Raw genomic sequence first — 23,818 nt, forward strand, 5'->3', positions numbered from 1 at the left:
CGGCCCTGTGAACCCGACGGGTTCCCGGCTGAAAACACCCAACATGAGGATGGCAAGACGTGCTGATTTCCCCCACACCCGAGGCCCTTCACCCCGCCCCCAAAGCCCCTGAAACCGAAGAGCTGCCCCGGGATATCCGCCTCCGATGGCAGGCCATGGTCTCCCTGCTCCGAACCCTCCTGGATGTGCCCGTGGCCTTTGTGTACTGCGGATCCGGCCCCGAAGCCGACACCGTGGTCATCAGCCGGGACGACTCCGCCCCCTGGCCCCATGACGGTGCTGCGGCCCGGGACATGGGGATCAACGTAGCGGCCAGCGGCCGTCCCCTTGTCGTGGAAGGCATTCCCTCGGCCCACGGCCACCGGAAATCCCCGGCCGCGTCACACGGGTTTGCCGCCTGCCTGGCAGAACCCCTTCGCCGCCCCGACGGCGGCACCTACGGCGCGCTCTGCGTCATGGACACCGCGGCCAACAGCTTTGCCCACCGAGCCCTTGTCACCGAATTCCGGCACACCATGGAGACCCACCTCGCCCTCATGGAAACACGACAGGCCCTGGCCGACGAAGAGCAAAAGGCCGATGCCCTGGCCGAACAACTTGCCCGGGAAACCCACACCGATCCCCTCACCGGCCTTCTCCACCGCTGCACCTTTGCCGACCGGTTCCACCAGGAGATCGCCCGCCACAAACGGGCACACCACCCCCTCTCCCTCATCCTCTGCAACCTGGACCACTTCCGGCAGTACAACACCGCCATGGGCCGCACCCGGGGCGACACCCTTCTGGTCACCCTGGCCGGACTCTTCAAAGGGCGCCTGAGAGCCCACGACCTTGTCTGGCGGTGGGGAGGCGACGAGTTCCTCCTGCTCCTGCCCGACACCCCCCTCATGGGCGCCGTGGAGGTGGTGGAATCCATCCGGCACATTGTGGAGGCAACCACCGAAAACGAGCCCGACCCCCGGGTCACCCTAAGCGCCGGGGCCACGAACCTCGCCCCCGAAGAGACCCAGGATGCCTGCCTCAACCGCTGCAACAGCCTCCTTAAGGCCGCCAAGGCCAAAGGCCGCAACTGCGTGATCCTGGGGTAACCAACGTTGCCTCCGGCGGCCCTGCCGGGGGCCAACCTTTCAAAAAGTTTGACAAACAGGTTTTGCCCAATGTCCCAAAAGCCTTCTCTCATGAAAGCCACTTAGCCTGAAAACCTCCTGGCCGCCGGAGACAGTCCGGTTAAAGCCGATAATCAACGGGTTACGAGAACGAATCATAGCCTTTCAAGGCTTGTCGTATGGCTCGTACAAACCGCAACGGCAATCTGCTTTCGGGGTGGCTCACCTCGCCGCCGGAGGCGTACTTTTACTCCCGACTTTAACCTGGTTGTCGGCGGCATCCGATTTACCCATACGTCAGCACAAGCCCGACGCCCACCTCCTGCTGGGGGGCCACCTCGGCCAGGGCCTTGCGCGAGGGAAAATCGGTGCAGTGGCAGGCGTGAAGGGCCGACAGGTTTAGCGCTTTGATGTAGGCAAGGGTCCCTTGCAGCTGGCGGGGGCTCGGGGAGAGCAGGTGAAGCCCTCCCACGATGTCGGTCACCCGCTCCTCTCCGCACACCCGGCGGGCCTGCTCCACGATGTTGCAGATGCCGGCATGGGAGCAGCCCGTGATCACCACCAGCCCATCGTCCCCCTTCCAGGCCAGGGCCGTGTCATCCAGAAGCATGTCCGGCGCCCCGTTCATGACCCCCAGGGGATTTTTCCCTTCAAAATCGTTCTCCCGGGGAATCTCCCCCAGAAACCAGAGGCGCTCCGTCAGCTGCCCCGGCTCCCGGGTCAGCCCCATGGAAAAATGCTCCCCGAGCTTTGCCGCCGAGACCAGGGCCCCGATCTCCCCCATGCCCGGAAAGGTGCGGGTGGTAAACACATCCGGATGGGCCGTCACCTGTGGCCGGTGGTGGGGCCGCCCCTCCATGGCAGCGATGGAAAAGGCCCGCATCAACGGCTCCACCCCCCAGGTATGGTCCGCGTGACCGTGGGAGAACACCAGGTGGTCCAGGTGCAACAGGTCCACCCCCATCTTCTCGGCGTTCCTCAAAAAAATATCGCTGTACCCGCAGTCAAAGAGCACCCTCTGCCCATCGGCTTCGATCAAAACGGAAAAGGCGGGCTCGGCCAGAAAATAGCGGTCAATGATCGTGGTGTTGTCCACGAGAACGGTCAGTTTCATCAGATGCTCCTTGGGTGGCGTTCGAGGATGCCTCCGGCGGCCCTGCCGGGGGCTAAACTTTTAAAAAGTTTAACAAACAGGTCTTAAAAAATATTTGCATGAATGCCGTTTTAAAGACGGACTTGATTTTCCCCGAGAAGCGAGGGGAAAACGCATTCGCAACCTGGGGTCCTGGGGTGGCGAAACCACCTAGGCTATAAATTCCTTGGCCGCCGGAGGCGTGCTTTTCCTGTCCACTTCTCTCCCTTGACAGAGACAGAAAAACAACCGAGACAACCACAACAAACAACGTGCGCCCCACGGGCGCAGCCCGTCAGCGAATGCAACGGGGCGAGGTACGAGCCCCGGAGCATTCGCGACCCTGGGGTGCAGGGGCTGTAGCCCCTGCCCGCCGGAGGCGCTTTTCCCCAGCCCCTGCCTACCCCCCGATCAGGGCGCACACCTCCCTGGCAAGGGCAAGGGAGGCGGTGAGGCCCGGGGATTCGATGCCGATGAGGTGGACATGGCCTTTAAGGGGGTCGCTGTGGATGAGAAAGTCTGCCACCGGGTCCCCTGGTTTCTGGCGCTTGGGGCGGATGCCTGCCATGTCCGGGCGGAGCATGGCAGGGGCAATCCCTTTGAGGTAGCGGCTTGCGGCCCGGTGAAAGTCGGCCAGGTGGCTGGGGTCGACCCGGTAGTCCTCGGCTTTGTCGGGAAGGTACAGGGCATTGGGGCCCAGGCGGACGGTGCCGTCGAGGCCCAAGGTGGCGTGGGTGCCCAGGCCCTGATTGGCCGGTTCGGGCACCGGGTAGACCAGGGTGGTGAGATGCCCGCGGGGCAGGTCCAGGGCGGCGTACTCCCCTTTCCACCAGTGAAGGGCCGCTGTTTCTGAAGAGAGCCCCGTAAGGCCTGCCACGCGGTCTGAAAAAAGACCGGCGGCGTTAATGAACAGCCGGGTGGTGACGGCTTCTTGTCGGCCGTCCCGGTAGCGCACCGTCAGGCGGCTGCCCGAGGCTTCGGCCTCCACGGCCACGGCTTCGGTCTCAAAGGAGAAAAGGGTGCCTGCCTTTTTGGCCCGGGCGAAGAGTTTTCGCATGAGGCCGTGGGCGCTGACGATGCCTGTGGAGGGCGAGTAAAGGGCCGCCTCTGCCCGGACGGCAGGTTCCATGGCCCGGACCTGGGCCCCGGTGAGCCGCTCTAAATCCAGAACCCCGCAGGCGCGGGCGTTGGCTTCAAGGCGGTCCAGCTCGGCAAGTTCGTCGTTGCAGGTGGCCACAATCAGCTTGCCGCAGCGGCGGTGGGGCACCCGGTGCCGCTCACAGAACCCATACAGCAGCTCCCTGCCCGACACGCAGAGCCGGGCCTTCAGGGACCCTTGGGGGTAATAGATCCCCGCGTGGATCACCTCGCTGTTGCGGCTGCTCACGCCCCTGCCGAAGCCCTCCTCTTTATCGATGACAAGGACCCGACCAACGGCTTTCGAAAGGGCCTCGGCCACGGCCAGCCCCACCACCCCGGCCCCCACAACGGTCACGTCAAAATCCATGGTGATTTCATTTCCTTGATCCTGGGTTGGAAAACGTTGACACCCGCTTGCGTTCGGTTATATCACTCAGGGCGATCAGGGCAAGGAAATGGGGCCGCAGAGAGCAGGAGGCAGGCGCAAAAAAAACCTTCATGGTGTATGATGGATTTTGCGTAAGCAAGAACCAAAGGACACATAAAGCCACCTCCGGCGGCCCTGCCGAAGACCGAACGTTAGCGGCACGCTGGCGCGTTTTAAACGTATCGAACATTCAACCGAAAAGTTTTTGGGGAGCTTTTTTCAAAAAGCGACCCGCCGGAGGCAAAAGCCCCCGCAAGCCAAGGAGACAAGAACGGATGCACCTTTCCACCATGGGATGGGATGAGTTTTTTGAAGACCAGAAAAAGGCCCTGAAAAAGGTCAACGGCCGCCTTGCGCGGGTCACGGGCCTGCAGAAAAACCACGTCCGCATCCATGACGGAGAGGAAGAGGTGGTGGTCAAGGCCCGGGGGCGCATTGTCCGGGGCCACGGCAAGAACACCCTCTTTCCCGTGCCCGGTGATTTTGTCATTGAAAAGGACGGGGTGGTCACCCGCGTCTTTGCCCGGAAAAATCAGCTGGTGAGGGGAGCCGCCGGACGGCGGGGCAAGCTGGATGCCGCCCCCAAGGCCAAGCAGGTCATCGCCTCCAACATCGACACGGTCTTCATTGTCACCGGCCTGGATCGGGACTACAACCTGCGCCGCATCGAGCGCTACCTCACCCTCATCTACAACAGCAACATGGCCCCGGTGGTGATCCTGAACAAGGCCGATCTCCACGACGACCCCGCCCCCTTCAAGGCCGAGGTGGAAGAGATTGCCGTGGGCGTGCCCGTACACCTCATCTCCTCCACGGACGGTGATGGCGTGGACGAGCTGGCCCCGTACATCAGCGAAGGAAAGACCGTCTGCCTCATGGGCTCCTCCGGTGCCGGAAAGTCCAGCCTGGTCAACGCCATCGCCGGTGACGAGATCCGCATCGTGGGCGAGGTGAGCGACTTCGACGGCAAGGGCATGCACACCACCACCACCCGGGACATGATCTTTCTCTCCTCCGGGGGCATGATCATCGACAACCCCGGCATCCGGGAGATCTCTCTTTCCGACGAAGAGGGCGGCGTCAAAGACACCTTCCCCGACATCGAAGAGCTCGCCGCAGGATGCCGTTTCAACGACTGTTCCCACCAGCACGAACCCGGCTGCAACGTCATTCGGGCCGTGGAAGAGGGCACCCTGGCCCCGGACCGCCTCTCCAACTTCCTTAAAATGCGCCTGGAGCTCACCTTCCTCTCCGACCGGGACGCCAAAACCGCCGACCGCATCGAAAAAGAGAAATGGCGGGACGTGGCCAAATACCTCAAAGACGCGAAAAAAAGAACGTAAGGACTCGGCCAAAAAATAACGTTTCCCCAGCAGTGTTGGCCGTTTAAGCGATGATGATCCACCGATGTCGGAAATAAAGAAAGTAAACGATAAAACCCGCCTCTCCTGCAGAGGCGGGTGCCATATGTCACACATCACGCGAATGCCTCGATAACACTCAAAAAATGGCAACCTCCATGCATTCGCCATAGGGTTTCCAGGTGCCCCCACCTGGCCGCCGGAGGCAAAATCTAAAGGAGTTGGCCCTGCCCCCCTCCCCCCATCATCAAGACGCTGTCTCTACCTCATCCCGGAACCGCTCGGCAACCCGGATAAAAGCCGCCTCACACCGCAGAAACGCCGCCACCACGTCGGGATCGAAGTGGGAGCCTCCCTGATCCATGAGAAACATTTTGGCCTCTTCGTGGGAGAGGGCCTTTTTGTAGACCCGCTCCGAGCGCAGTGCGTCGTAGACATCGGCCAGGGCCATGAGCCGGGCGGACAAGGGGATGGCCTTGCCGGACAGGCCCCTGGGGTAGCCGCTGCCGTCCCACTTTTCGTGGTGGGCCGAGGCGATCTCCCCGGCATGGATGAGGAACGCTGCGTCTTCCCCCATCTGCTCGGCGGCACGGGCAATGGCCTCCTCCCCATAGGTGGTGTGCTTTTTCATGATCTCAAACTCTGCCTCGGTCAGGGGCCCGGGTTTCAGGAGAATGGCATCGGGTACCCCCACCTTGCCGATGTCGTGCAGCGGGGCCGTCTTGTAAAAAAGGTCGATGAGGGGGCCATCCAGGCCGTGGGATTCTGCCAGCTCCTCGGCCAGCAGGCGAACGTAGTGCTGGGTGCGGCGAAGGTGGGCGCCGGTCTCGTTGTCCCGGGTCTCGGCCAGGGTGGCCATGCTGTTGATGATCACATCCCGGAGCAGCTCCATGGTTGCGTTCTGTTCTTTAAGGCCCTCGATCATGCGGTTGGTGTAGCCTGCGATGATGCCGAACTCGTCGTTAAAGGCCACGGGCACCCGGGTGTCCAGATTTCCCTGGGCCACGTCCGTGAGGGTTCGGGTCTCTTCGGAGACAAAGAGCCGAAGGTTCTTGGCATAGGTGATAATTAGATTGGCCGTGTAGGCGGCCAGGATGAGGATGATGAAGCCGATCTCCACCAGGACCGCCCGCCGCGCCATGGCCAGGTTGTCGATGCCCACGGTCATGAGCCAGTTCAGGTCAAAGGAGATGACGAAGTAGAGAATCACCATCACGGAAAACAGGGAGATCACCGTCACCAGGGTGAACTTCTGGGGAACGGTCAACAGCGGCACGGCAACGGCCAACGGGTTGCCCCCGCGCCGCAGGGCAAGAAGACGATCCTGGGTGAGGGCCAGGTCCGCGCCGATGAAAAAGCCCATGATCAAAAAGCCGGTGCCCAGCCTGAGGGTGCTCTCCATGTCTGCCCCGTAGCGCACCATGTTGTGGACCCCGATGCCGTACCCGGCCAGGGCAAAGAGACAAAGGTCCACCACCAGCTGCACCCCCACCTGCCGCTGGAGCCCCACCCGCGTAAAGACCCACCGGCTTGATGCCATGCGAAGCCCCCGGCACACACAAAGCAGCACCAGCAGGTGAAGTCCCCAGAGCCAGAGGGGAAAGCTCTCCACCACCGGGCACACCTGCCCTCCGTACACCCCCATGACGCAGACGAGCAGGGCAAAATGGATCGAGGCCCGACCGTCGTGCTCCAGCGCTTCGCTGACAACCCGGTATCGCATGGACACCTCCATAAAAAAGAACAGCCCTTGCGTGTTTGAAAGGCCGTGGCAAGCCCAATCGTGGCATGGAATATATTTTTATGTCAATATGTTGAGCCTCTGGCGAGGCCCTGTTTTCACCCTTTGCCCCCGGGCCCCGGGCTTTTCAGCCCAGGCCTCCCTTTGCCCCAAAAAGCTTTACACCACCCGCATCAGAGGTTTATGACCTTGAAGGTTGTTTGGCATGCGAACAAAGGCAAAGGAGAGAATAAATGACGACAGGCCTGGAGATCAAAGATTACAACAGCTGGCAACTCCCCCTCATCTCGGATTATGTCCGAAAATGGGCTAAGCAGACCCCCACAAACGACGCCCTGATATCGGCGGAAACCGGGCAGCGCTTCTCTTACCGGGAGTTTGACGAGGCAAGCGACCTCTACGCCATGGCCCTGACAAAGATGGGGCTTACAAAAGGCGACATCCTTGTCACCCAGTTCCTGGCCGTACCGGAGTTCTTTCTCCTGATCTACGGCTGCCTCAAGGCCGGGGTCATCATCTCTCCTGTGGACATCCGCCTCCAGCCCCACGAGGTGGTAAGGGACATCGGCAAGGTGCAGGCCAAAGCGTTTTTCTGTCCGGGCACCACCCCCATGAAAGACTTCACCGAGGTGGTCCAGGCTGTCCGGCAGGCTTGCCCTTCGATTGCCCACATCGTCCAGTGGATGCCCTTTGGCCTGCCCGAGGAGATGGCCGAGGGATCCCTTGGGTTCGACAGCCTCTTCGGGGAAGAGGCCCTTGACGCCCTCAGGCAGGACACCGCCCTCAAAGACGCCGTGCGCAGCGTGGAAAACGCCCTCACCACACGCGACCCGGCCCTTATCATCTTCACCACGGGCACCACCGGGGACCCCAAGCCTGCCCTGCTCTGCCACGAAAACATCCTCATCAACAACATGGTGGCCGGCCGGGGGGCCAGCCTCTACGGCACCAACTTCCGCCTTCTGAACGTCATGCCCACCAGCCACGTGGCCGGCACCTCCCAGGGCCCCATGAGCGCCTGGTTCGCGGGCGGCTCCGTCTGCTCCATGGGCTTTTTCTCCCCGGACAAGGCCATGGAGGCCCTGGCGACACACCGGAGCACCTTCATCGGCGGAGTCCCCACCCATTTTCGCATGCTCTGGGCCCTGCCCGACTACGAATTCTACGACCGCAGCAGCCTGCGCTTTGCCCTCTACGGCGGCAGCGCCGTGGACACGGCCTTTTTAGAGCAGCTGGCCGAGATGTCCCCCCTCTTTGGCACGGCCTACGGCATGACCGAATCCGGCGGCTTCTTCTCCGCCACCCCAAAAGGACTCTCCGTTTCCGAGATGTCCGGCCAGGTGGGCCAGTTCTTTCCGGACCTGGCCCCGGTGACCATCCGCAAGCCCATGAATCCTGACGGCACCGCAGGCGAGGAGGTTGCCAAAGGCGAGGTGGGCGAGATCTGCGTGGAGGGGGGCATTGTCTTTTTGGGCTACGTAAACAACGAGGAGGCCACCCGGGCCTGCCGCACCACCGAAGGTATCCTCTACACGGGTGACATGGGATCGTTAAAACCCATGGGCGGCTACGAGGCCATCGTCTTTGCCGGGCGACGCAAGTTCGTCATCAAGCCCAAGGGCTACCTGGTCTTCCCGGACGAGGTGGCCGACCACCTCACCCGCCACCCCAAGGTGAGTCAGGCCCAGGTGGTGGGCGCCCCCCACGACCTCTTCACTGACGGGGTCTTTGCCTTTGTCCAGCCCACGGAAGAGGGGTGCGTCACCGAAGAGGAGCTGGCCGCCCACTGCAAACAGATCGCCTCCTACAAGCGCCCCTGCCACGTCCATTTCTGGCCCGTGGGCGAGCAGTTCCCCGTCAACAAAGTCAACAAGGTAGACCTGCTGACCCTCACCCACCAGGCCGAAGCGATTGTGGAAGAGCTCAGGCAGCAGGGGGGCTGGGACAGGTAGGAAGGACAGGGCAAAAACAAATAACAAGCCTCCGGCGGCCAGGGGATTTTTAGCCTAAGTGGCTTCGCCACCCCTGGACCCCAGGTTCGTGAATGCTCTTTCGCCTTCGTTCCTCAGGCTCATCGCATTCCCTGACGGGCTTCGCCCGTGGTGAATACCGAGGGCAAGGGGCAACAACCTGTATCATGATAGCTTTCGTTCCCAGGCTCCGCCTGGGAATGTATCCTTTATGCCGCTCTGCGTCATTCATGCAAGGCGATACCTCCAAACCACGTGAGGCAAAACATCGCAAAAACGGGTTGCCTCCGGCGGGTCGCTTTTTGAAAAAAGCTCCGCAAAAACTTTCCGGTAATCAAGGCGCTTGTCTCCAGCCCCTGCGGGGCTGGAGACAAGCGCCTTGAAAGAAGAGGGGGCTATACCCTGTAGGGACGCATCCTCAAAAAACAAAACCTGTTTGTCAAACTTTTCAAAAGTTTGGCCCCCGGCAGGGCCGCCGGAGGCAAAAATCTAAATGCGTTAACCCTGCCCTGCACCGGCTTTGACGTTTTCATTTCCCGTCAGCGGTGTTACAACACGTGGAAATTGTGCTTCTTTTTTACCAAACGCATTCCACGGGAGGAGATTTTCATGGTCATTGATTTCCACACCCATGTGTTTCAGGACGAGGTGATACAAAACCGCGCCGCCCACCTGGCCGACGAGCCCGAATTCGCCCTGCTCTACGAATCCCCCAAGTCCGCCATGGTGGACGCCGAGGCCCTCATCGCCGTCATGGACGAAGACGGGGTGGACAAATCGGTGATCTTCGGGTTTCCCTGGCGCAGCGAAAAGCGGTTCCGAGACAACAACGACGCTGTGATCGAAGCCGTACGAAACGATCCGGACCGGCTCATCGGCATGGCCTGTTTTGACCTGGGCGCCAAGGGCGCGGCCGCCGAAACCGCCCGCTGCCTGGATGCAGGGCTCAAAGGGGTGGGGGAGCTGGCCTTTTACCACTCCGGCATCGATGCCGAGGCCCTTGCCCTCATGGAGCCCGTCATGGGGCTCTGCCGGGAGGCAAATGTGCCCGTGGTGATCCACACCAACGAACCCGTGGGCCACGCCTACCCGGGCAAGACCCCCATCACCTTAGGTCAGATCTACAACCTGGCCGCCCGGTACCCGGACAACCGCATCGTCCTCTGCCACTGGGGCGGGGGCATCTTCTTTTTCAACCTGCTCAAGAAAGAGGCCAAAAAGACCCTTTCCAACCTCTGGTTCGACACCGCCGCCTCCCCTTATCTCTACGATGCCGAGATCTACGAGGCCGCGGCCCGCCTTGCAGGCGAAGACCGCATCCTCTTCGGAAGCGACTACCCCCTCATCCGGCCCTCCCGCTACCTCAAAGAGGTTGAAGGCCACGTGGCAGATGAGGCCCTGAGGCAAAAAATCTTAGGAAAAAACGCTGCGGCCCTGCTGGGAATATAAGTAAGGTCGGAAATGCTCTTGAGCCTTCGTTCCTCTGGCTCATCACATTGCCTGACAGACGCCGCTTGAATCGAAGGCCCTTGCGCTTTTGCCCGAGGATCGAGGGACAAAGCGCAAGGACAATATGCTTTCGAGGTGTTTTCGCTATCGTGGCTTCGCCACCCTCGCCGCCGGAGGCATTTTTGATTTTCCTTGAGTTTACCCTGAACACAAACGAGACCATCCATGAAGAGTTATCGAAAAGAGCTTTGGTTTGAGGTGCCTGCCCGGCGGGCCTTTATCAACATCACCCCGGACGTGGAGGCGTGCCTTGCGGAAAGCGGGATAAAAGAAGGCCTGGTGCTGGTCAACGCCATGCACATCACGGCCTCGGTGTTTATCAACGACGATGAGAAAGGGCTCCACCACGACTACGAGGTATGGCTGGAAAAGCTGGCCCCCCATGAGCCGGTGAGCGGGTACCGCCACAACGTGGGGGAAGACAACGCCGACGCCCACATGAAGCGGCAGGTCATGGGCCGGGAGGTGGTGGTGGCCGTCACCGAGGGCGCCCTGGATTTCGGCACCTGGGAGCAGATTTTTTACGGCGAATTTGACGGCAGGCGCCCCAAGCGGGTCCTTGTGAAGATCATCGGAGATTAGGTATGGCCGGTTATGACGAGATGGCACCCGGGGTGTTTCGGATCCGCCAGCAGGTGCGCAAGGGCTGGGTCCCTTTCACCATGAACCTCTACGCCCTGCCCGGGAAAGACGGGCTCCTCTTTGACGCGGGCTCCGGCACCAGGGGGGCTGTGGCCCATGTGGTCCGGTGCCTTCTGGACCTGGAGGGCCGGACCGGCTCTCGGGTGCAGCAGGTCCTTCCCAGCCACGCCCACTGGGATCACTTTTCCGGGGCCTCGGCCCTGGCGGAGCGGCACCGCATGACAGTGCGTCTCACCGAGGCCATGGTGCCCCTGGTCCGCACCCGGGCGTGTTACCGGGCGGCCTACCGGGAAGGGGCAAGCGCCCTTCGTCCCAGGGCAGGTGCCGTGAAAGAGGCCTTAAGGTCTTTGGGAGGCCGCCTCATGGACGAGGCCTTTTCCCTTTCCATGGGCATCCGGGCGGTCACCGGGCCCTTTTCTCCCCTGGCCGTGGGAGACCGCCTTGAAACCGACGCCGGCACCTGGGAGGTCCTGGCCGGTCCCGGCCACTGCGACGTCCACATCATGCTCTGGAATGAAAAGGCAGGCATCCTTTTGGGCGGGGACAACGTGTTGGCGGACATCACCACCTGGCTGGGCCCGCCCCGATCCGACCTTGTCGCCTACCAAAAAACACTGGAGACCATCCGGGAGTTGCCCGGCCTGCGCCTCATCCTCCCGGCCCACGGCCGACCGGTCACCGATCCGGTCAAGCGCACCACCCACCTTATCGCCCACCGAAAAAAACGGCTGGCCGAGATCCGGGACAAGGTGGAGACCGCAGGCCCCAAAGGGCTCACCGGCCGGAGCCTGGTCCGAGCCTACTACCCCCGCATGGCGCCCCTGAAACGCAGCATTGCCCAGGGCTGGATCGAGGCCACCCTCCTCTACCTCCTCCGGGAGGGAGATGTGGCCCGCACCGCGGAAAAGGGGCTCTGGCGGTACCATACGCCGTAGGGAAGCGCCCTCACCGCAGCATACCGTGTTTCAGCCATTTACATGGCCATGGCCCATGGGGTAGACTCCGCCAATCGTGTGTGATTTATACGGATAAGAAAGCAGGTTCACGTAACCCCATCATCCATTATGGAGAGTTCAAGAGTTCATGGTATGGCTTCGTTTGTTCACGGTATCGTTTTTGGGATTAACCGGGCTTGGCGCCCTGTTGCGGGTGTTCTTCTACCTCTGCCACCGGGAGAGTTTTGCCGGGCTCTCCGCCTCCAAAGCCGCCTACAGCCTGGTCTGGGGCCTTCGGTTTGACCTGGCCCTGGCGGCCATTTTTACCCTTCTGTGCCTCCTGCTGGGGGCCGTGCTGAGCCTTAAGAAAAAACGATGGGTTTTAGCCCCACTGGGCCTTGCCGCAACAGCCATTGTGGCTCTCCAGACCTCGGACATCATGTATTTCCATGATGCCAGCCGGCACATCGGCTACGAACTCTCCGACGCTGCCACAGACTTTGGGAGCCTCGTGGCCACGGCCTTTACCCAGTACGCCTCCGTCACCCTGGGAGGGTTCATTTTGCTGGGGCTGGCCCTTGGGACCATCTTCAAAGCCCGGGGCTGGGTCCTCAGGGAGACCCCGGCCCGGCTGGGGATCATCAAGGGGACCCTGGCCAGCCTGGTGGTGGCGGCCGTCCTTGTCATCTCCGTACGAGGTGGGGTCACCGGCCTTCCCATGAAGCCCCTGTTTGCTTACAAAATCGGGGATCCTGTCCAGGCCACCCTGGCCCTTAACGGCGGCTACAGCGGCCTCTATTACCTTTTTCGCAACCGGGACAAGATAACCCAGATCCCGGTGCCGGCCCCCGTCTCCACAGACGACCACCGAAGGATCCTTGCCCGTCTCTACCCGGACGCCCCCACCAAAGAGGCCCTGACCTTTCGCCCCGTCAACGTGGTGGTGCTCCTTCTGGAAAGCTGGCCTGCGGCCCTGATGAAGAGCTACGGGTACGAGCACGAGACCACCCCATTTTTCGACAACCTCACCACCCGGGGACTCCGGTCCGACGCCATGGTGGCAGGGGGGCATCGCACCACAGAAGGGATCTTCACCACCTTCTGCTCCTACCAGAACCCGTTGGGTCAGAGCCTGGCCAAGAGCCAGCTCACCACCTACCCCTACCGGAGCCTGGCCCAGAGCCTTTCGGACAAAGGCTGGAGCACCCTCTTTTTCCAGGGAACCCGCAAGGACACCAGCGGCACCGGGGCCTTTGCCCAGAGGCTGGGGTTCCAGGAGAGCTACGGCAAGGAGGAGATCAGTGAGCGATCCTTAGGCACCAACCGCTGGGGGGTTTACGACCAGGACCTCTACGCCTTTGTCCTGAAAAAACTCAAGGCCACAAAGCAACCCTTTCTGGCGGGGATCAACACCTGCACCACCCATGACGACTCCCTGCCCCCTTCTGTGACCCCCGCCTTCGGCATGGACACACCGTTGAACCGGAACTTGAGCGTCCTGCGCTTTGCAGACGAGGCCCTGGAAGGGTTCATCACCGCCTACGAGGCAGACCCGGCCTTCGGCCCCACCCTCTTTGTCCTGCTGGCCGACCACACCGCAAAGGTCACAGGGCCGGCCCTGACCCAGTACCTCATCCCCTTTACCCTCTTTGCCACCGACGGGTCGGTGGCCCCCCGGGCCGTCAACGCCCTGGTCTCCCAGCGGGACATCGCCCCCACCGTGGCCCAGCTGCTGGGGGGTGAGATTCCCGCCTTCACCGGCCGCTCCCTGCTGAAAGAAGGCCCCCGGGCCGCCGACTACTACCACCAGGGCCTTCTGGGCTGGGTGGAAGGAGACCACGTGGTGGAGATCAACCTCCTTGGATCGGGGGAGACACAAACCTACCTGCGCAAAGGCCCCCTGGCACCGCTCATCCCGGTGGCCGCCGATGCCGTCCACGCCCGCATGACACGGGAAGCCCTGGCCTTTACCCAGCGCTCCCAGGACCTGCTCTTTAAAGGCAGGACCCTGGCGTTTTTCGATCTCTTCACGGACCGTTCCCAGGAGTAAAGGATCCGGCCCATGCTGCCGGCACCTTCCGCCGGCAGCGGCCACGCCGGGCCGCCCTCTTCTCACTTTTTCCTACGCAAATCCCATGGTTTGAGCTACTATGGCAGTGACAAGGGCCCACCTGCCAGGCGGCCCTTTTGCCCCTTCAAGGCGGCCACGCCAAGGCCCCTGGGCACACGCATTCCCACAGAGCACGCCAACCCGACACCCCAAAACACACCCTTCGGGGGCCTCCCCGAACAGACAAGGATATGCCATGAACCGTTCCGACAGAATGCTTCGCTCCCTGGTCTATTCCCCGGTGGACAACCGGGAGGGGTACGACACCCACATCCCCATGATGAGCCGCATCGTGGGCGGCGCCGTGCGCTCGGTTTTCCAATACAAAAACATCATGAAAGAGGTCTCGGCCCTGCCCGGCACCACCTGGGCCCAGTGGACCCACGACACCCTGGAGGCCACCGTCACCCGCCCCATCCGAACCCACGCCCAGGTCGCCTCCATGCGGGGGGACAACCCGGATACCTTTGTCTACTCCGATGAGCTGGTGGAACGCCTTTACGCCTCCATGCTCCGGGACGTCACCGGGGAGTTCATGGATGAGACCGGCCATTTTTCGGAAGAAAAGGCCCGCCAGGTGATGGTCACCAGCGCCCTGAGGCGCCGTTTCAGCCAGCAGGTGGAAAACTTTCGCTACCTGGAGTGTGCCTACGGCACCTTCGGTCTCTCGGCCCTGAAAGCCCTGCGGGAGCTCCTCACCACCCTGGTAATGGCCGTCACCGAAGAGCGTGTCGACGGGCCCCTGCCCTACGCCGAAGGCGAGACCCTCTCCTTTGAGACCTACCTCACCATCGCCAGAAAACGTCTGGAGAACCTGTTTCGCCACGACGCCTTTTACGTCAAGGACTTCTCCGAGCGCACCACCGGCGGCATCATCGGGGTCTCCCCCTACGAGGTGGTAAAGGGCTCCCGCCTGGGGCCCTGCACCCTGCGGCGGTACCGCTCCCCCCAAGGGGCCACGGCCCCCGGCCGCATTCTCTACCTTGCCAGCCCTCTGATCAACAAGCCGGACATCTTTGACCTGGCCCAGGGAAAATCCGTGGTGGAGGCCCTCCTGGCACGGGGCTACCGCATCTACCTCAACGACCCCGGGGAGCCCGGAGAAAAATCCGACGGCCTGGACCTGGATTTTTACGGAAAAACGGTGCACGACCACAACATCGAGCTGATACAAAAGGAACATCCGGGGGAAGAGATCTGTGTGATGGGATACTGTATGGGGGGCACCCTGCTGCTCCCCTGGCTGGCCCGACGGGCCGAAGAGAAAAGGGCGCTGAAAAAGCCCATGGACATCGTGAAGATCGCCCTCATGGCCTCCCCCATCCGCTTCAACGACGGACTGAGCGGCCAGGGGCCCATGCGGGACGTGATACGGCACGATTACGACCCGGACCTCATCGCGGAGATGTACGGCGGGGTGGGGGTGCCCCCCCAGATCATCGATGCGGGCATGAACGAGATCCAGCCCGGGGTGCGGTACTTTGTCAGGCGGGGATTTTATCAGCGGGCGGGAAAGGCGGAAGAGCTCCTGGAAGCGGCCCCCTTCTTTTACTGGCTCACCCACGGTACCCGGTTCGGCACGCGCTCCCATCTCACCTGGATCGGTGATCTCTTCATGGACAGCGCCATCGAAAAGGGGACCTATCCCCTCTCCTCTCCCGTTCCGGAACTCCACGGCAAACCCGTGTCCATGACCTCCCTCTCACGCATGGGCGTGGCCCTTTTCGACTACCGGGGAAAACGGGATCCCATCTCCCCGCCGGGGGCCTGCGTGTCCAGCGAGCTGTGGGGAACCGAGGAGGGACGAACCGAGACAAAGGGGGGGCTGAACCGAACCATCGAGAAAAACGCGGGCCACATCTTCGTGGTCAGCCGCCGCCTCCTCTCCGAGTTCATTGAGAGCGTGGACGCCTTTTTCCAGGGGTAACGGGCATGGGAAAAGGCCATTTTCAGGGGGCGCGGGCATGAAGGCCTGCGCCTTGCCTGCGTCAGAGAGCGGCCCCTGTCTCCCGGATAAAGATCTTGTGATCCACCAGGGAGAGGGACTCGATGGCCCCCTTGATGAAGCGCTGCTCGCCGAAAATATTGATGAGCTTGAGTTCCCCTTCTTCCGTGGGAACGGCCACGTCCACCGACTCCATAATCAGTTTCGGCTCGCCGTCGGTAATGATATAGGCACTGGCTTCACACATGGGATACCTCCGTTTACGCGATTCATCCGGCAACCATTTCTTCAATTATCCAAAGGGCATGAACCTTACAGGGTCCATGCACGCGTCAATCGCCGGTTCCATACTGAAACATGCCGGTCTCGCACCGTCAAGAAAAACACCGCATAAGCGGCGCTGGCTGCGAGGGCATCAGTTCAACAGGGTTTTCAACCCCGATTCAATCAACTCATCCACCAGGTGGGGCAAGGGAGCCTTGTGCACCCCCACCACCTCCACGTTGTCCTGGGACAGGGGAAGCAGCACCTTTCTGGCCGCACAGCCGGAAATGGCCTCGGCCATGGCCGGGGTCACCTCCCCCATGAGGGCATGGGCCATCACAATCCCCAAGGGCCCGGTGGCCACATCGCAATGCTGGACGCTCCGGACAATGGCGTTTTCTCCGGACGCCCCACGGTTGGCACCGGCCTTGAGCATCTGCGCCGTGGCCACGGCGTTGGTGCCCAGGGCGATGATCTCCACCTTCTCGGCAAACAGATCCTTGATTCGTCTGATGATGGCGCTTCCGATGCCGCCCCCCTGGCCGTCAATGACGCAAATTCTCAGCATGGCGAATTCTCATGTGTCTGGCGGTCGATAAAAAAGCCGTCGTTTCCGTTGACAGCCCAAGGCCCTAACCCCCTTCGTTGCATACCCATTGGTATCAAACCCACCTCCTCCCCGTCAATGCCGTCGCGTAAAAATCGCAAACCCCGAGATGCGGAGATCTCCCCGCCCGAAACAGCCCCGCCCTCCCTTTCTGGTGCAGGCACCCGGTTTCAAGCCGCTCCGAAACGCAGAGAAACGGGTCCGTTTTTTCCTATCAAAAGGAATCAAGAGTTGAAAAAAAATTGATATTCCGGCAAAAATGAGAATTTAAATTAAGGACGTGCTGAAAAAGGCAAGCCTTTTCCAGACACCTCCCGGCGGAGGGCCCCTGACGACACGAGGTGCCCTCCAGGCAACTCCGCAGCCGGAGCGCCCCTGGCCCGAGAGCCCCGTCGTTACGTGTTCCGCGGGCAGGGAAAGGAACGTTGTTCCTGCTTTCATCCACCATCGGTTCGTTTCCGGCGGCCATGACACATTCCAAACAGCGTGCTGTTCTATGTCTTATATTGAAGCGTTACATCTCATGCGGGACCCCTTCGCCGACTACGTGGACGAGGCCTCGTTTTTTCCTTATACCAAGCTCATTGAAACCGTCGCCCTGGTGCGCAATCTGATGGAGGCCCCCCACAACGTGGTCCTCATCACGGCCGATCCGGGGGGAGGAAAAACCCTCCTGCTCAAGCAGGTGCTGGCCGCAGATGAAGAGAGCTGGAGCGTCTGTACCCTCCAGCTGCCCACCGGGGGCGCCCCGCTGCGGGCCTACACCATGCTGCGCGACGACCTGCCCGTCATCATGGTGGACGATGCCCACCGCCTGGAGCCCGACGCCCTGGCCGCCCTCATCAAGCAGACCACCGATGAGGGGGAGCCGCGCCAGTTCCAGCAGGTCCTCTTAACGGGGCTGCCCCACACGGCCGCTCTTTTGGACACCCTGCGCCACCTGGTTCCCGGCCATGAGGGCATCCGCGAGGTTCCCCTGCCCCCCATGGGCCTGGGCGAAATGACGACCTACCTTGAGGGACGTTTGCGGTCCGCGGGCCATCAGGGCGAGCTGCCCCTCACCGACGGCCAGGTGATGCGCATTCACGTCAATTCCGGGGGGTACCCCGGAGCGGCCAACGCCGAAGCCGCCAAAGAGCTGGCCCAGGAGTACGCCGGCGCGGCCTCGACACCGTCCCCCAGAAAAGGGCTGCTGGGACGGTTTTTCAAGCGATAGGCCCCCTGACCCTTACAGACGGGGCCGCCCGCACAAGGGCTGCCCCACCACCGGAGACGCCATGGAGATCCTCGACCTGTCTGCCCCGCTGGATTCCGACACCGCCTGGGCCCCCTGGTGGGCCCGCACCCGTGTCAAACGCCAGGGCCACCGCTTCGGCGCCCTGACCGTCTTTCTTCTCACGGGGCTGACACCCCGGTTCCTGCGCCGCCGCCTTGGCTGGGCCAACGACACCCTCTCCCTCTCCTCCCACGGCACCACCCATCTGGACGCCCCCTGGCACTACGCCCCGGACGCCGGGGGCAAACGCGCCATGACCATCGACGAGGTCCCCCTCTCCTGGTGTTTTTCACCGGGTGTCTGCCTGGACATGAGCCACAAAGAAGACGGAGAGGCCATCACCGAAGCCGACATCACAGCCTGGGAAGAGGCCCGGGGGATCACCATCGCCGCCGGGACCATCGTGCTCATCCGCACGGGCATGGACCGGCTCCTGGGAGACCCCGCGTACTTTACCGCCGGTCCCTGGGTCACCCGGGGGGCCACGACCCTCCTCACAAAACGGGGGGTCAACATCACGGGCATCGACGCCTGGGGATGGGACGGCCCCCTCTCCCACATGGCAAGGCGCGCCAAAACCGGAAAGGGTGAGTTCTGGGAGTCCCACTACCAGGGGGCCGAGACCCCGTACTGCCACCTGGAGCGCCTGGCGGGCCTCCACCGCCTCCCGGACCAGGGCTTTACCGTCTGCTGCTTCCCCTTGAAGGTCAAGGGCGGCTCTGCCGGACCGAGCCGTGTGGTGGCCCTCATGCCCGACGGCGAGGAAGGGCTCCTCCCATGACACCGACCCGGGCTCCCCGCCATCTCCCCACCCACCGCCGCGCCGGGCCCCTTGCCCGGCTGGGTGCCGCCTTGCTGGTGCTCCTTTTGCCTTTGGCGGCCCGGGCCGCGACCCTGGACGTCACCAACCTTGAAACCAGCCTCTCACCGGGGCCGTCCCTGCTCTGGCATGCCGACGCCGAAGCAACCCTCACCGTCACCGAGGCAGCCCGCCCCGACACCCTCTTTGCCCCCCTGGAGAACCTGGAATACGCCTTCGGGTTCATGGGCTACCCCCTGTGGGGACGCCTCACCCTGAGCAACCAGGGCGATGCCCCCTTTGACGCGGTCATCACCATCGACTACCCGCCCCTGGACGAAGTGATCTTCTACCACCCCGGCCCCGAAGGCTTCGAGCGTGAGATATGCGGCGACACCCACCCCTTTGCCGAGCGGCCCCTGGCCCACCCGGCCGTGGCCTTTCCCGTCACCCTGCCCCCGGGGGAAACCACCGTCTTTCTGCGCATCACCACCCGGGGCGCCATGGTCCTGCCCGTCCGGGTCTGGAACGCCGACGCCTTTCCCGCAACAAACCGTGGTGGCCCGCCCCTGTCGTGGCTCTTCTACGGGGTCATGCTCGCCATGGCCGCCCACGCCCTCTTTGCCTTTCTGACCACCCGGGAGCACACCCGGCTCTCCCTGCTGCTCTTTGCCCTTGCCCTGACCCTCCACGCCATGGTCCACGCCGGTCACGCCTTTCAGTTCCTCTGGCCGGAGGCTCCGGGCTGGGTCAACACGGCCAACCCCCTGCTTCTTGCGGCCGCCACCTTTTTTGCCCTGCTCTTCTCCCGGGGCTTTCTGGAAACCCGCACCCTCTGCCCGGACCTGGATCGCCTCATCAAGGCCGGGCTGGTACTCTGCCTGGGCCTGGCGGCCTGTGCCCCGATCCTGGACTACCGCATCATCAGCCAGTGGACCACGGTCACGGGCATCGCCACTGTCCTGGTCATGCTGGCAGGGGGAGCGGCCATGGCTGCCAAAGGGGTCCGCACCGCACGCTTTTTCCTGGTGGCCTGGCTCCTCTTCCTGGCCGGGGGCGCCCTCTCCGCAGGAAGCCTTTACGGGGTGGTGCCCTTAAGCCCCCTCTCCCGCTGGGGGCTGGAGATGGGCTACGGCCTTCTGGTCCTTTTTCTCTCCTGGGCCATGCACGACAAACAGCAGGCCTGGCAGCGCCGACGCACCGAGTCCGTCAGGGCCCTCCGGGACTCCGAAGAGACCTACCGCAGCCTGGTGGACAACGCCAGGGACGGCATCGTGGTGGAGGTCGACGGCCGGGTCACCTACGCCAACCAGGCCATCATGACCATGTGCGGCTACGAAGGCGAGGCCTTCTACACCGTCCCCGTCATCGACCTGTTCGCCGATGCGGACACGGGGCGGGCCATGGTGGATGACCGGCTCCGCGCCCGGCGCCAAGGGCAGAGTCCCTCGGGCCAGTACGAGGCACGGCTCCGGCACAGAGACGGCGATATCATCGATGTCATCATCTCCGAGACCCCCGTCACCATGGGCGGACTCCCGGCAACCATGGCCATTGTCACGGACATCACCCGGCAAAAGCAGGCCGAAGAGAAGATCAACCGGCAAAACGAAGAGCTCACCGCCCACCGCAACCGCCTGGAGGAGCTGGTGGCCGAGCGCACCGCCCAGCTGGAAAAGGCCATCGGCAGCTCCGAGCTGGCCGTGGAAGAGGCCAAGGAGGCGGCCGTCACCAAGAGCACCTTCCTGGCCAACATGAGCCACGAGATCCGCACCCCCATGAACGCCATCATCGGCATGAGCGATTTGGTGATGCGCACGGACCTCACCCCCCGCCAGCGCGAGTACCTGGGCATCATCCGCTCCTCCTCGGGCTCGCTGCTCCAGATCATCAACGACATTTTAGACTTTTCCAAGATGGACGCGGGCAAGCTCCGGTTCGAGGAGATCCCCTTTCGCCTGGCCGAGGTGGTGGAGGCGGTCACCGATCTGTTCATCGAGAGCTGCGTGAGAAAAGAGATCGAGCTGGTGGTGGACATCGACCCGGAGGTGCCCGACGAGCTCATCGGGGACCCCTTGCGCTTTCGCCAGGTGCTGGCCAACCTTCTCTCCAACGCCTTTAAATTCACCGAGGCAGGGGAGATCGCCATCACCGCCACCTGCCTCAGGCGGGAAGAACACCACGTGGAGCTCTTTGTGGCCGTCCGGGACACGGGCATCGGCGTGGACCCCAAGCGGTCGGACCGCCTCTTCGAGGTGTTCAGCCAGGCCGATGGATCCACCACCCGCAAATACGGCGGCACGGGCCTGGGCCTTGCCATCTGCCGCAACATCGTGGAGCGCATGGGCGGTGCCATCTGGGTGGAACAGGTCCACGGGGGAGGAAGCCGGTTCTGCTTCACCGCCCGCATCCGGTTCATGGACACCGACGCCCAGCCCACCCTCATTCCCCATGAAATGCGCCGGGGAGCCGTGCTCCTGGTGGAAGACAACGTCGCCACACGCACCGTCCTGGCCCGCGACCTTACGGGCTTCGGCTTCACCGTGGCAGAGGCCGAAAGCGGAGAAGAGGCCTTGAGGCACTTTCGAAAGGGGAGTTACCCCCCTTTAAGCCTGGCCGTCATCGACCTGCAACTGCCCGGCATCAACGGCATCGACACGGCAACGGACCTGGTGAAAAGCGGCGGGGCAGACAGCCCCCGGGTGATCCTCATCGGCCCCTTCGGCCGGGAAGAGGAGGTGGTCCGGGCCCGGCGCAGCGGCTTTGCCCACTTTCTCATCAAGCCGGTCAAGCCCTCGGCCCTGTTCGACGCCGTCATGGAGATTTTCGGCGCCCCCCGCACGGCCACGGGCCCGAGGTCCCCGTCAGCCGCCCCCAGGGACCTGAGGGGCGTGTCCGTGCTCCTGGTGGAGGACAACCCGGTGAACCAGATGGTGGCCAGCGAACTCCTCAAAGGGTGGGGCATTGACGTCACCCCAGCCGCCAACGGCCTGGAAGCGGTCAAAAAGGTGGAGACCCACCCCTTCGACCTGGTGCTCATGGACCTTCAGATGCCCATCATGGACGGCCTGGAGGCAACGGCCATGATCCGGGACAACCTGGCCATGCCCGATTTGCCCATCGTGGCCATGACCGCCCACGCCATGCAGGGAGACAAAGAGCGCTGCCTCCACGCGGGCATGGACGATTACGTGGCCAAGCCCATCCACCGGGAACGCCTCTTTGAGGTCATCGCCCGCCACACCGTGGGGACAAACGCACCGGCCGACCACGAAGCGCCCCTTGCCGGGGGGTGCGTCCTCGACTTTGACGCCGGGGTGGAGCGGCTGGGTTCCGAGGCCCTCTACGACCGGGTGCTCCAGCGCTTCCAGGCCGAGTACCGGGACTTTACCCGCAAGCTGGCCGGGCTCCTGGACGCCTCGGACCTTGCGACCCTGCGCATGGAGGCCCACGCCCTCAAGGGGGTGGCCGCCAACATCGCCGCCGACATCCTCTCGGCCGAAGCCGCGGCCATGGAAGAGACCGCAGCCCGGGAGGACCTGTCCAGCGCCCGGGAGCTGGAGCCCGCCCTTTCCCGCGCCCTCTCCCACGTGCTCTCCGCCGTGGAAACCCTGGAGCGCCCCGCGGGCCTGCCCCCCAAAGCCCCTGCGTCTCCCCCCGAAAAGGCCCGCGACACCATGGTGGCCCGCCTTCGGGACGAATTGACCGAGGCCGATCCCGTGGGCTCGGCCGAAACCGTGGGGGCATTGATCCGACACCTGCAGGACAAAGATCAGGAGGCAACCCTTGCCGCCATGCAGGAGGTTGCAGAGCTCATCGACGCGTACGACTTCGACGGGGCCCGGCACCGGCTCGCCCTGCTCACCGGATGATCCCCCTTTCCAACCCATGGGGATATGTGGTAGAAAACGAAGCCCCATGGGGGGCCTTTACGGCACAAAAGTGCCGCCTGCTTACCCGCAACAGACAAACAGATACGAATCGCATGACGAACCCAACAATACTGACCCGTCAGGGGTTCCCCTTTGCCTTTGACCCCGCCGCCTGCGAGACCTGCGAAGGGCGCTGCTGCAACGGAGAATCCGGAAACATCTGGGTCACCCGGGACGAAAGCCGGGCCCTGGCCCATGCCCTGGGGATAACCCCGGAGGCCTTTGCACGGGACTATTTAAAAAAAGTGGGATACCGCGTCTCCATCGGAGAGCGGCAGGAAGGAGAGAATTTTGCCTGCCTTCTCTACGACAGGAACAAAGGGGGGTGTTCGGCCTACGAGGCCCGCCCCGCCCAGTGCCGGACCTTTCCCTTCTGGGACTACTTTCGGGAGAGGCCCCACGAGGCGGCGGCGGAATGCCCGGGCGTCATCCTTGACGAAAGCTGCCCGGACCATCGCTGACCATGGGGATAAGAAACCGGCGGCTGGCCGATCAGGCAAGGGAGATGGAAAGGGGCACCACATGAAGGGCCCGGGAAACCTCGCGGGTCCGGCCGATGCGCCACTCCCCGCAGGTTGCTGACTCGCCCAGGGCAGCGTCGATCTTGGCCACCAGCCCCTTGAGGTTGATCAGGGGGTGCCGCGTAAAGACCTCGGGCAGGCCGTAGGTGAGGCTGCAGACAAGGCATTTGCCCGGCCTCTGGGTCAGGTGCAGCTCGAACTCAAGGCTCTTGTCCCCTTCGCCGGCATAAACCAGGGAGATATCGTAAGCCCCGTCTTCGGCATCGCCGTAGAGTGCTTCAAAAAACTGGTCGGAAAGATCAGCCGGAAATACCTCAGCGAGAAAATCGGCAGTAAACAGGGACCGAAATGTATCCGTGCTCATGGGTGGGTGCTCCTTGGTCATGTTTGATTATGAGTTA

At 62.8% G+C, this 23,818-nt stretch carries 18 protein-coding genes; 12 read left to right on the plus strand and 6 right to left on the minus strand.

From position 1 onward, the window contains the following. The first annotated feature begins 59 nt into the window (after nucleotides 1-59). A complete protein-coding gene (locus MSL71_RS06635) occupies nucleotides 60-1,088 on the plus strand; it encodes a GGDEF domain-containing protein (protein ID WP_180138030.1) in 1,029 nt (342 codons plus the stop codon). Between the two features lie 304 nt (nucleotides 1,089-1,392). On the opposite strand, the gene MSL71_RS06640 is transcribed toward MSL71_RS06635, so the two are convergent. Together MSL71_RS06640 and MSL71_RS06645 are read right to left on the minus strand one after the other, a co-directional pair. Continuing rightward, nucleotides 1,393-2,220, minus strand: coding sequence for an MBL fold metallo-hydrolase (locus MSL71_RS06640; RefSeq protein ID WP_180138032.1), 828 nt, complete (start codon nucleotides 2,218-2,220; stop codon nucleotides 1,393-1,395). Between the two features lie 418 nt (nucleotides 2,221-2,638). Further along, nucleotides 2,639-3,745: an NAD(P)/FAD-dependent oxidoreductase gene (locus tag MSL71_RS06645; RefSeq protein ID WP_180138034.1), complete on the minus strand. Its 1,107-nt coding sequence runs from the start codon at nucleotides 3,743-3,745 to the stop codon at nucleotides 2,639-2,641. A gap of 335 nt (nucleotides 3,746-4,080) precedes the next feature. Between MSL71_RS06645 and rsgA the strand changes: the two genes are divergently transcribed. Then, complete coding sequence (gene rsgA, locus MSL71_RS06650) at nucleotides 4,081-5,148, plus strand: ribosome small subunit-dependent GTPase A (protein ID WP_180138035.1); 1,068 nt, start codon at nucleotides 4,081-4,083, stop codon at nucleotides 5,146-5,148. 265 nt (nucleotides 5,149-5,413) lie between these two features. On the opposite strand, the gene MSL71_RS06655 is transcribed toward rsgA, so the two are convergent. After that, the gene (locus MSL71_RS06655; protein WP_180138037.1) at nucleotides 5,414-6,889 is read right to left on the minus strand and encodes an HD-GYP domain-containing protein; all 1,476 of its coding nucleotides are present in this window, start codon (nucleotides 6,887-6,889) and stop codon (nucleotides 5,414-5,416) included. A 251-nt stretch (nucleotides 6,890-7,140) separates the two neighbouring features. Here MSL71_RS06655 and MSL71_RS06660 point away from each other — a divergent pair, with 251 nt between their 5' ends. The 6 genes from MSL71_RS06660 to MSL71_RS06685 all read left to right on the plus strand — a co-directional run bounded on the left by MSL71_RS06660 (nucleotide 7,141) and on the right by MSL71_RS06685 (nucleotide 16,000). Continuing rightward, on the plus strand, nucleotides 7,141-8,859 hold the full coding sequence (locus tag MSL71_RS06660) for a class I adenylate-forming enzyme family protein (RefSeq protein WP_180138039.1): 1,719 nt from the start codon (nucleotides 7,141-7,143) through the stop codon (nucleotides 8,857-8,859). 627 nt (nucleotides 8,860-9,486) lie between these two features. Further along, the gene (locus tag MSL71_RS06665; protein ID WP_180138041.1) at nucleotides 9,487-10,326 is read left to right on the plus strand and encodes an amidohydrolase family protein; all 840 of its coding nucleotides are present in this window, start codon (nucleotides 9,487-9,489) and stop codon (nucleotides 10,324-10,326) included. A 225-nt stretch (nucleotides 10,327-10,551) separates the two neighbouring features. Continuing rightward, on the plus strand, nucleotides 10,552-10,968 hold the full coding sequence (locus MSL71_RS06670; RefSeq protein WP_180138043.1) for a secondary thiamine-phosphate synthase enzyme YjbQ: 417 nt from the start codon (nucleotides 10,552-10,554) through the stop codon (nucleotides 10,966-10,968). A 2-nt stretch (nucleotides 10,969-10,970) separates the two neighbouring features. Next, on the plus strand, nucleotides 10,971-11,963 hold the full coding sequence (locus MSL71_RS06675; RefSeq protein WP_180138046.1) for an MBL fold metallo-hydrolase: 993 nt from the start codon (nucleotides 10,971-10,973) through the stop codon (nucleotides 11,961-11,963). A gap of 148 nt (nucleotides 11,964-12,111) precedes the next feature. Then, a complete protein-coding gene (locus MSL71_RS06680; protein ID WP_180138048.1) occupies nucleotides 12,112-14,013 on the plus strand; it encodes an LTA synthase family protein in 1,902 nt (633 codons plus the stop codon). Between the two features lie 256 nt (nucleotides 14,014-14,269). After that, nucleotides 14,270-16,000, plus strand: coding sequence for a hypothetical protein (locus MSL71_RS06685; protein WP_180138049.1), 1,731 nt, complete (start codon nucleotides 14,270-14,272; stop codon nucleotides 15,998-16,000). 61 nt (nucleotides 16,001-16,061) lie between these two features. Here the strand turns inward: MSL71_RS06685 and MSL71_RS06690 are convergent, their stop codons facing one another. Both MSL71_RS06690 and MSL71_RS06695 read right to left on the minus strand, forming a co-directional pair. Further along, nucleotides 16,062-16,265, minus strand: coding sequence for a CooT family nickel-binding protein (locus MSL71_RS06690; protein WP_180138051.1), 204 nt, complete (start codon nucleotides 16,263-16,265; stop codon nucleotides 16,062-16,064). A 168-nt stretch (nucleotides 16,266-16,433) separates the two neighbouring features. Then, a complete protein-coding gene (locus tag MSL71_RS06695; RefSeq protein ID WP_180138054.1) occupies nucleotides 16,434-16,850 on the minus strand; it encodes a DUF3842 family protein in 417 nt (138 codons plus the stop codon). A gap of 562 nt (nucleotides 16,851-17,412) precedes the next feature. On the opposite strand from MSL71_RS06695, the gene MSL71_RS06700 reads away from it, so the two are divergent. The 4 genes from MSL71_RS06700 (at nucleotide 17,413) to MSL71_RS06715 (ending at nucleotide 23,357) form a co-directional block, all read left to right on the plus strand. After that, the gene (locus MSL71_RS06700) at nucleotides 17,413-18,105 is read left to right on the plus strand and encodes a hypothetical protein (RefSeq protein ID WP_180138056.1); all 693 of its coding nucleotides are present in this window, start codon (nucleotides 17,413-17,415) and stop codon (nucleotides 18,103-18,105) included. Nucleotides 18,106-18,166: 61 nt separating this feature from the next. Beyond that, the gene (locus tag MSL71_RS06705; protein WP_180138058.1) at nucleotides 18,167-18,946 is read left to right on the plus strand and encodes a cyclase family protein; all 780 of its coding nucleotides are present in this window, start codon (nucleotides 18,167-18,169) and stop codon (nucleotides 18,944-18,946) included. Then, nucleotides 18,943-22,836 (plus strand): response regulator, encoded by a 3,894-nt coding sequence (locus MSL71_RS06710; RefSeq protein ID WP_180138060.1) that lies wholly within the window; start codon nucleotides 18,943-18,945, stop codon nucleotides 22,834-22,836. Before MSL71_RS06705 ends, MSL71_RS06710 begins: the two co-directional genes overlap by 4 nt. Before the next feature lie 113 nt (nucleotides 22,837-22,949). Beyond that, nucleotides 22,950-23,357, plus strand: coding sequence for a YkgJ family cysteine cluster protein (locus MSL71_RS06715; protein ID WP_180138062.1), 408 nt, complete (start codon nucleotides 22,950-22,952; stop codon nucleotides 23,355-23,357). A 31-nt stretch (nucleotides 23,358-23,388) separates the two neighbouring features. Here MSL71_RS06715 and MSL71_RS06720 read toward each other — a convergent pair whose 3' ends face one another. Further along, nucleotides 23,389-23,781: a pancreas/duodenum homeobox protein 1 gene (locus MSL71_RS06720; protein WP_180138064.1), complete on the minus strand. Its 393-nt coding sequence runs from the start codon at nucleotides 23,779-23,781 to the stop codon at nucleotides 23,389-23,391. Nucleotides 23,782-23,818 lie beyond the last annotated feature (37 nt).

Source organism: Desulfoluna butyratoxydans, assembly GCF_900699765.1.
Taxonomy (GTDB): domain Bacteria; phylum Desulfobacterota; class Desulfobacteria; order Desulfobacterales; family Desulfolunaceae; genus Desulfoluna; species Desulfoluna butyratoxydans.

Excerpts from the sequence above, each read along its gene's own strand:
- MSL71_RS06640 (WP_180138032.1), bottom strand. The coding sequence starts at position 2,220 with ATGAAACTGACCGTTCTCGTGGACAACACCACGATCATTGACCGCTAT.
- MSL71_RS06645 (WP_180138034.1), bottom strand. The coding sequence starts at position 3,745 with ATGGATTTTGACGTGACCGTTGTGGGGGCCGGGGTGGTGGGGCTGGCC.
- rsgA (WP_180138035.1), top strand. The coding sequence starts at position 4,081 with ATGCACCTTTCCACCATGGGATGGGATGAGTTTTTTGAAGACCAGAAA.
- MSL71_RS06655 (WP_180138037.1), bottom strand. The coding sequence starts at position 6,889 with ATGCGATACCGGGTTGTCAGCGAAGCGCTGGAGCACGACGGTCGGGCC.
- MSL71_RS06660 (WP_180138039.1), top strand. The coding sequence starts at position 7,141 with ATGACGACAGGCCTGGAGATCAAAGATTACAACAGCTGGCAACTCCCC.
- MSL71_RS06665 (WP_180138041.1), top strand. The coding sequence starts at position 9,487 with ATGGTCATTGATTTCCACACCCATGTGTTTCAGGACGAGGTGATACAA.
- MSL71_RS06670 (WP_180138043.1), top strand. The coding sequence starts at position 10,552 with ATGAAGAGTTATCGAAAAGAGCTTTGGTTTGAGGTGCCTGCCCGGCGG.
- MSL71_RS06675 (WP_180138046.1), top strand. The coding sequence starts at position 10,971 with ATGGCCGGTTATGACGAGATGGCACCCGGGGTGTTTCGGATCCGCCAG.
- MSL71_RS06680 (WP_180138048.1), top strand. The coding sequence starts at position 12,112 with ATGGTATGGCTTCGTTTGTTCACGGTATCGTTTTTGGGATTAACCGGG.
- MSL71_RS06685 (WP_180138049.1), top strand. The coding sequence starts at position 14,270 with ATGAACCGTTCCGACAGAATGCTTCGCTCCCTGGTCTATTCCCCGGTG.
- MSL71_RS06690 (WP_180138051.1), bottom strand. The coding sequence starts at position 16,265 with ATGTGTGAAGCCAGTGCCTATATCATTACCGACGGCGAGCCGAAACTG.
- MSL71_RS06695 (WP_180138054.1), bottom strand. The coding sequence starts at position 16,850 with ATGCTGAGAATTTGCGTCATTGACGGCCAGGGGGGCGGCATCGGAAGC.
- MSL71_RS06700 (WP_180138056.1), top strand. The coding sequence starts at position 17,413 with ATGCGGGACCCCTTCGCCGACTACGTGGACGAGGCCTCGTTTTTTCCT.
- MSL71_RS06705 (WP_180138058.1), top strand. The coding sequence starts at position 18,167 with ATGGAGATCCTCGACCTGTCTGCCCCGCTGGATTCCGACACCGCCTGG.
- MSL71_RS06710 (WP_180138060.1), top strand. The coding sequence starts at position 18,943 with ATGACACCGACCCGGGCTCCCCGCCATCTCCCCACCCACCGCCGCGCC.
- MSL71_RS06715 (WP_180138062.1), top strand. The coding sequence starts at position 22,950 with ATGACGAACCCAACAATACTGACCCGTCAGGGGTTCCCCTTTGCCTTT.
- MSL71_RS06720 (WP_180138064.1), bottom strand. The coding sequence starts at position 23,781 with ATGAGCACGGATACATTTCGGTCCCTGTTTACTGCCGATTTTCTCGCT.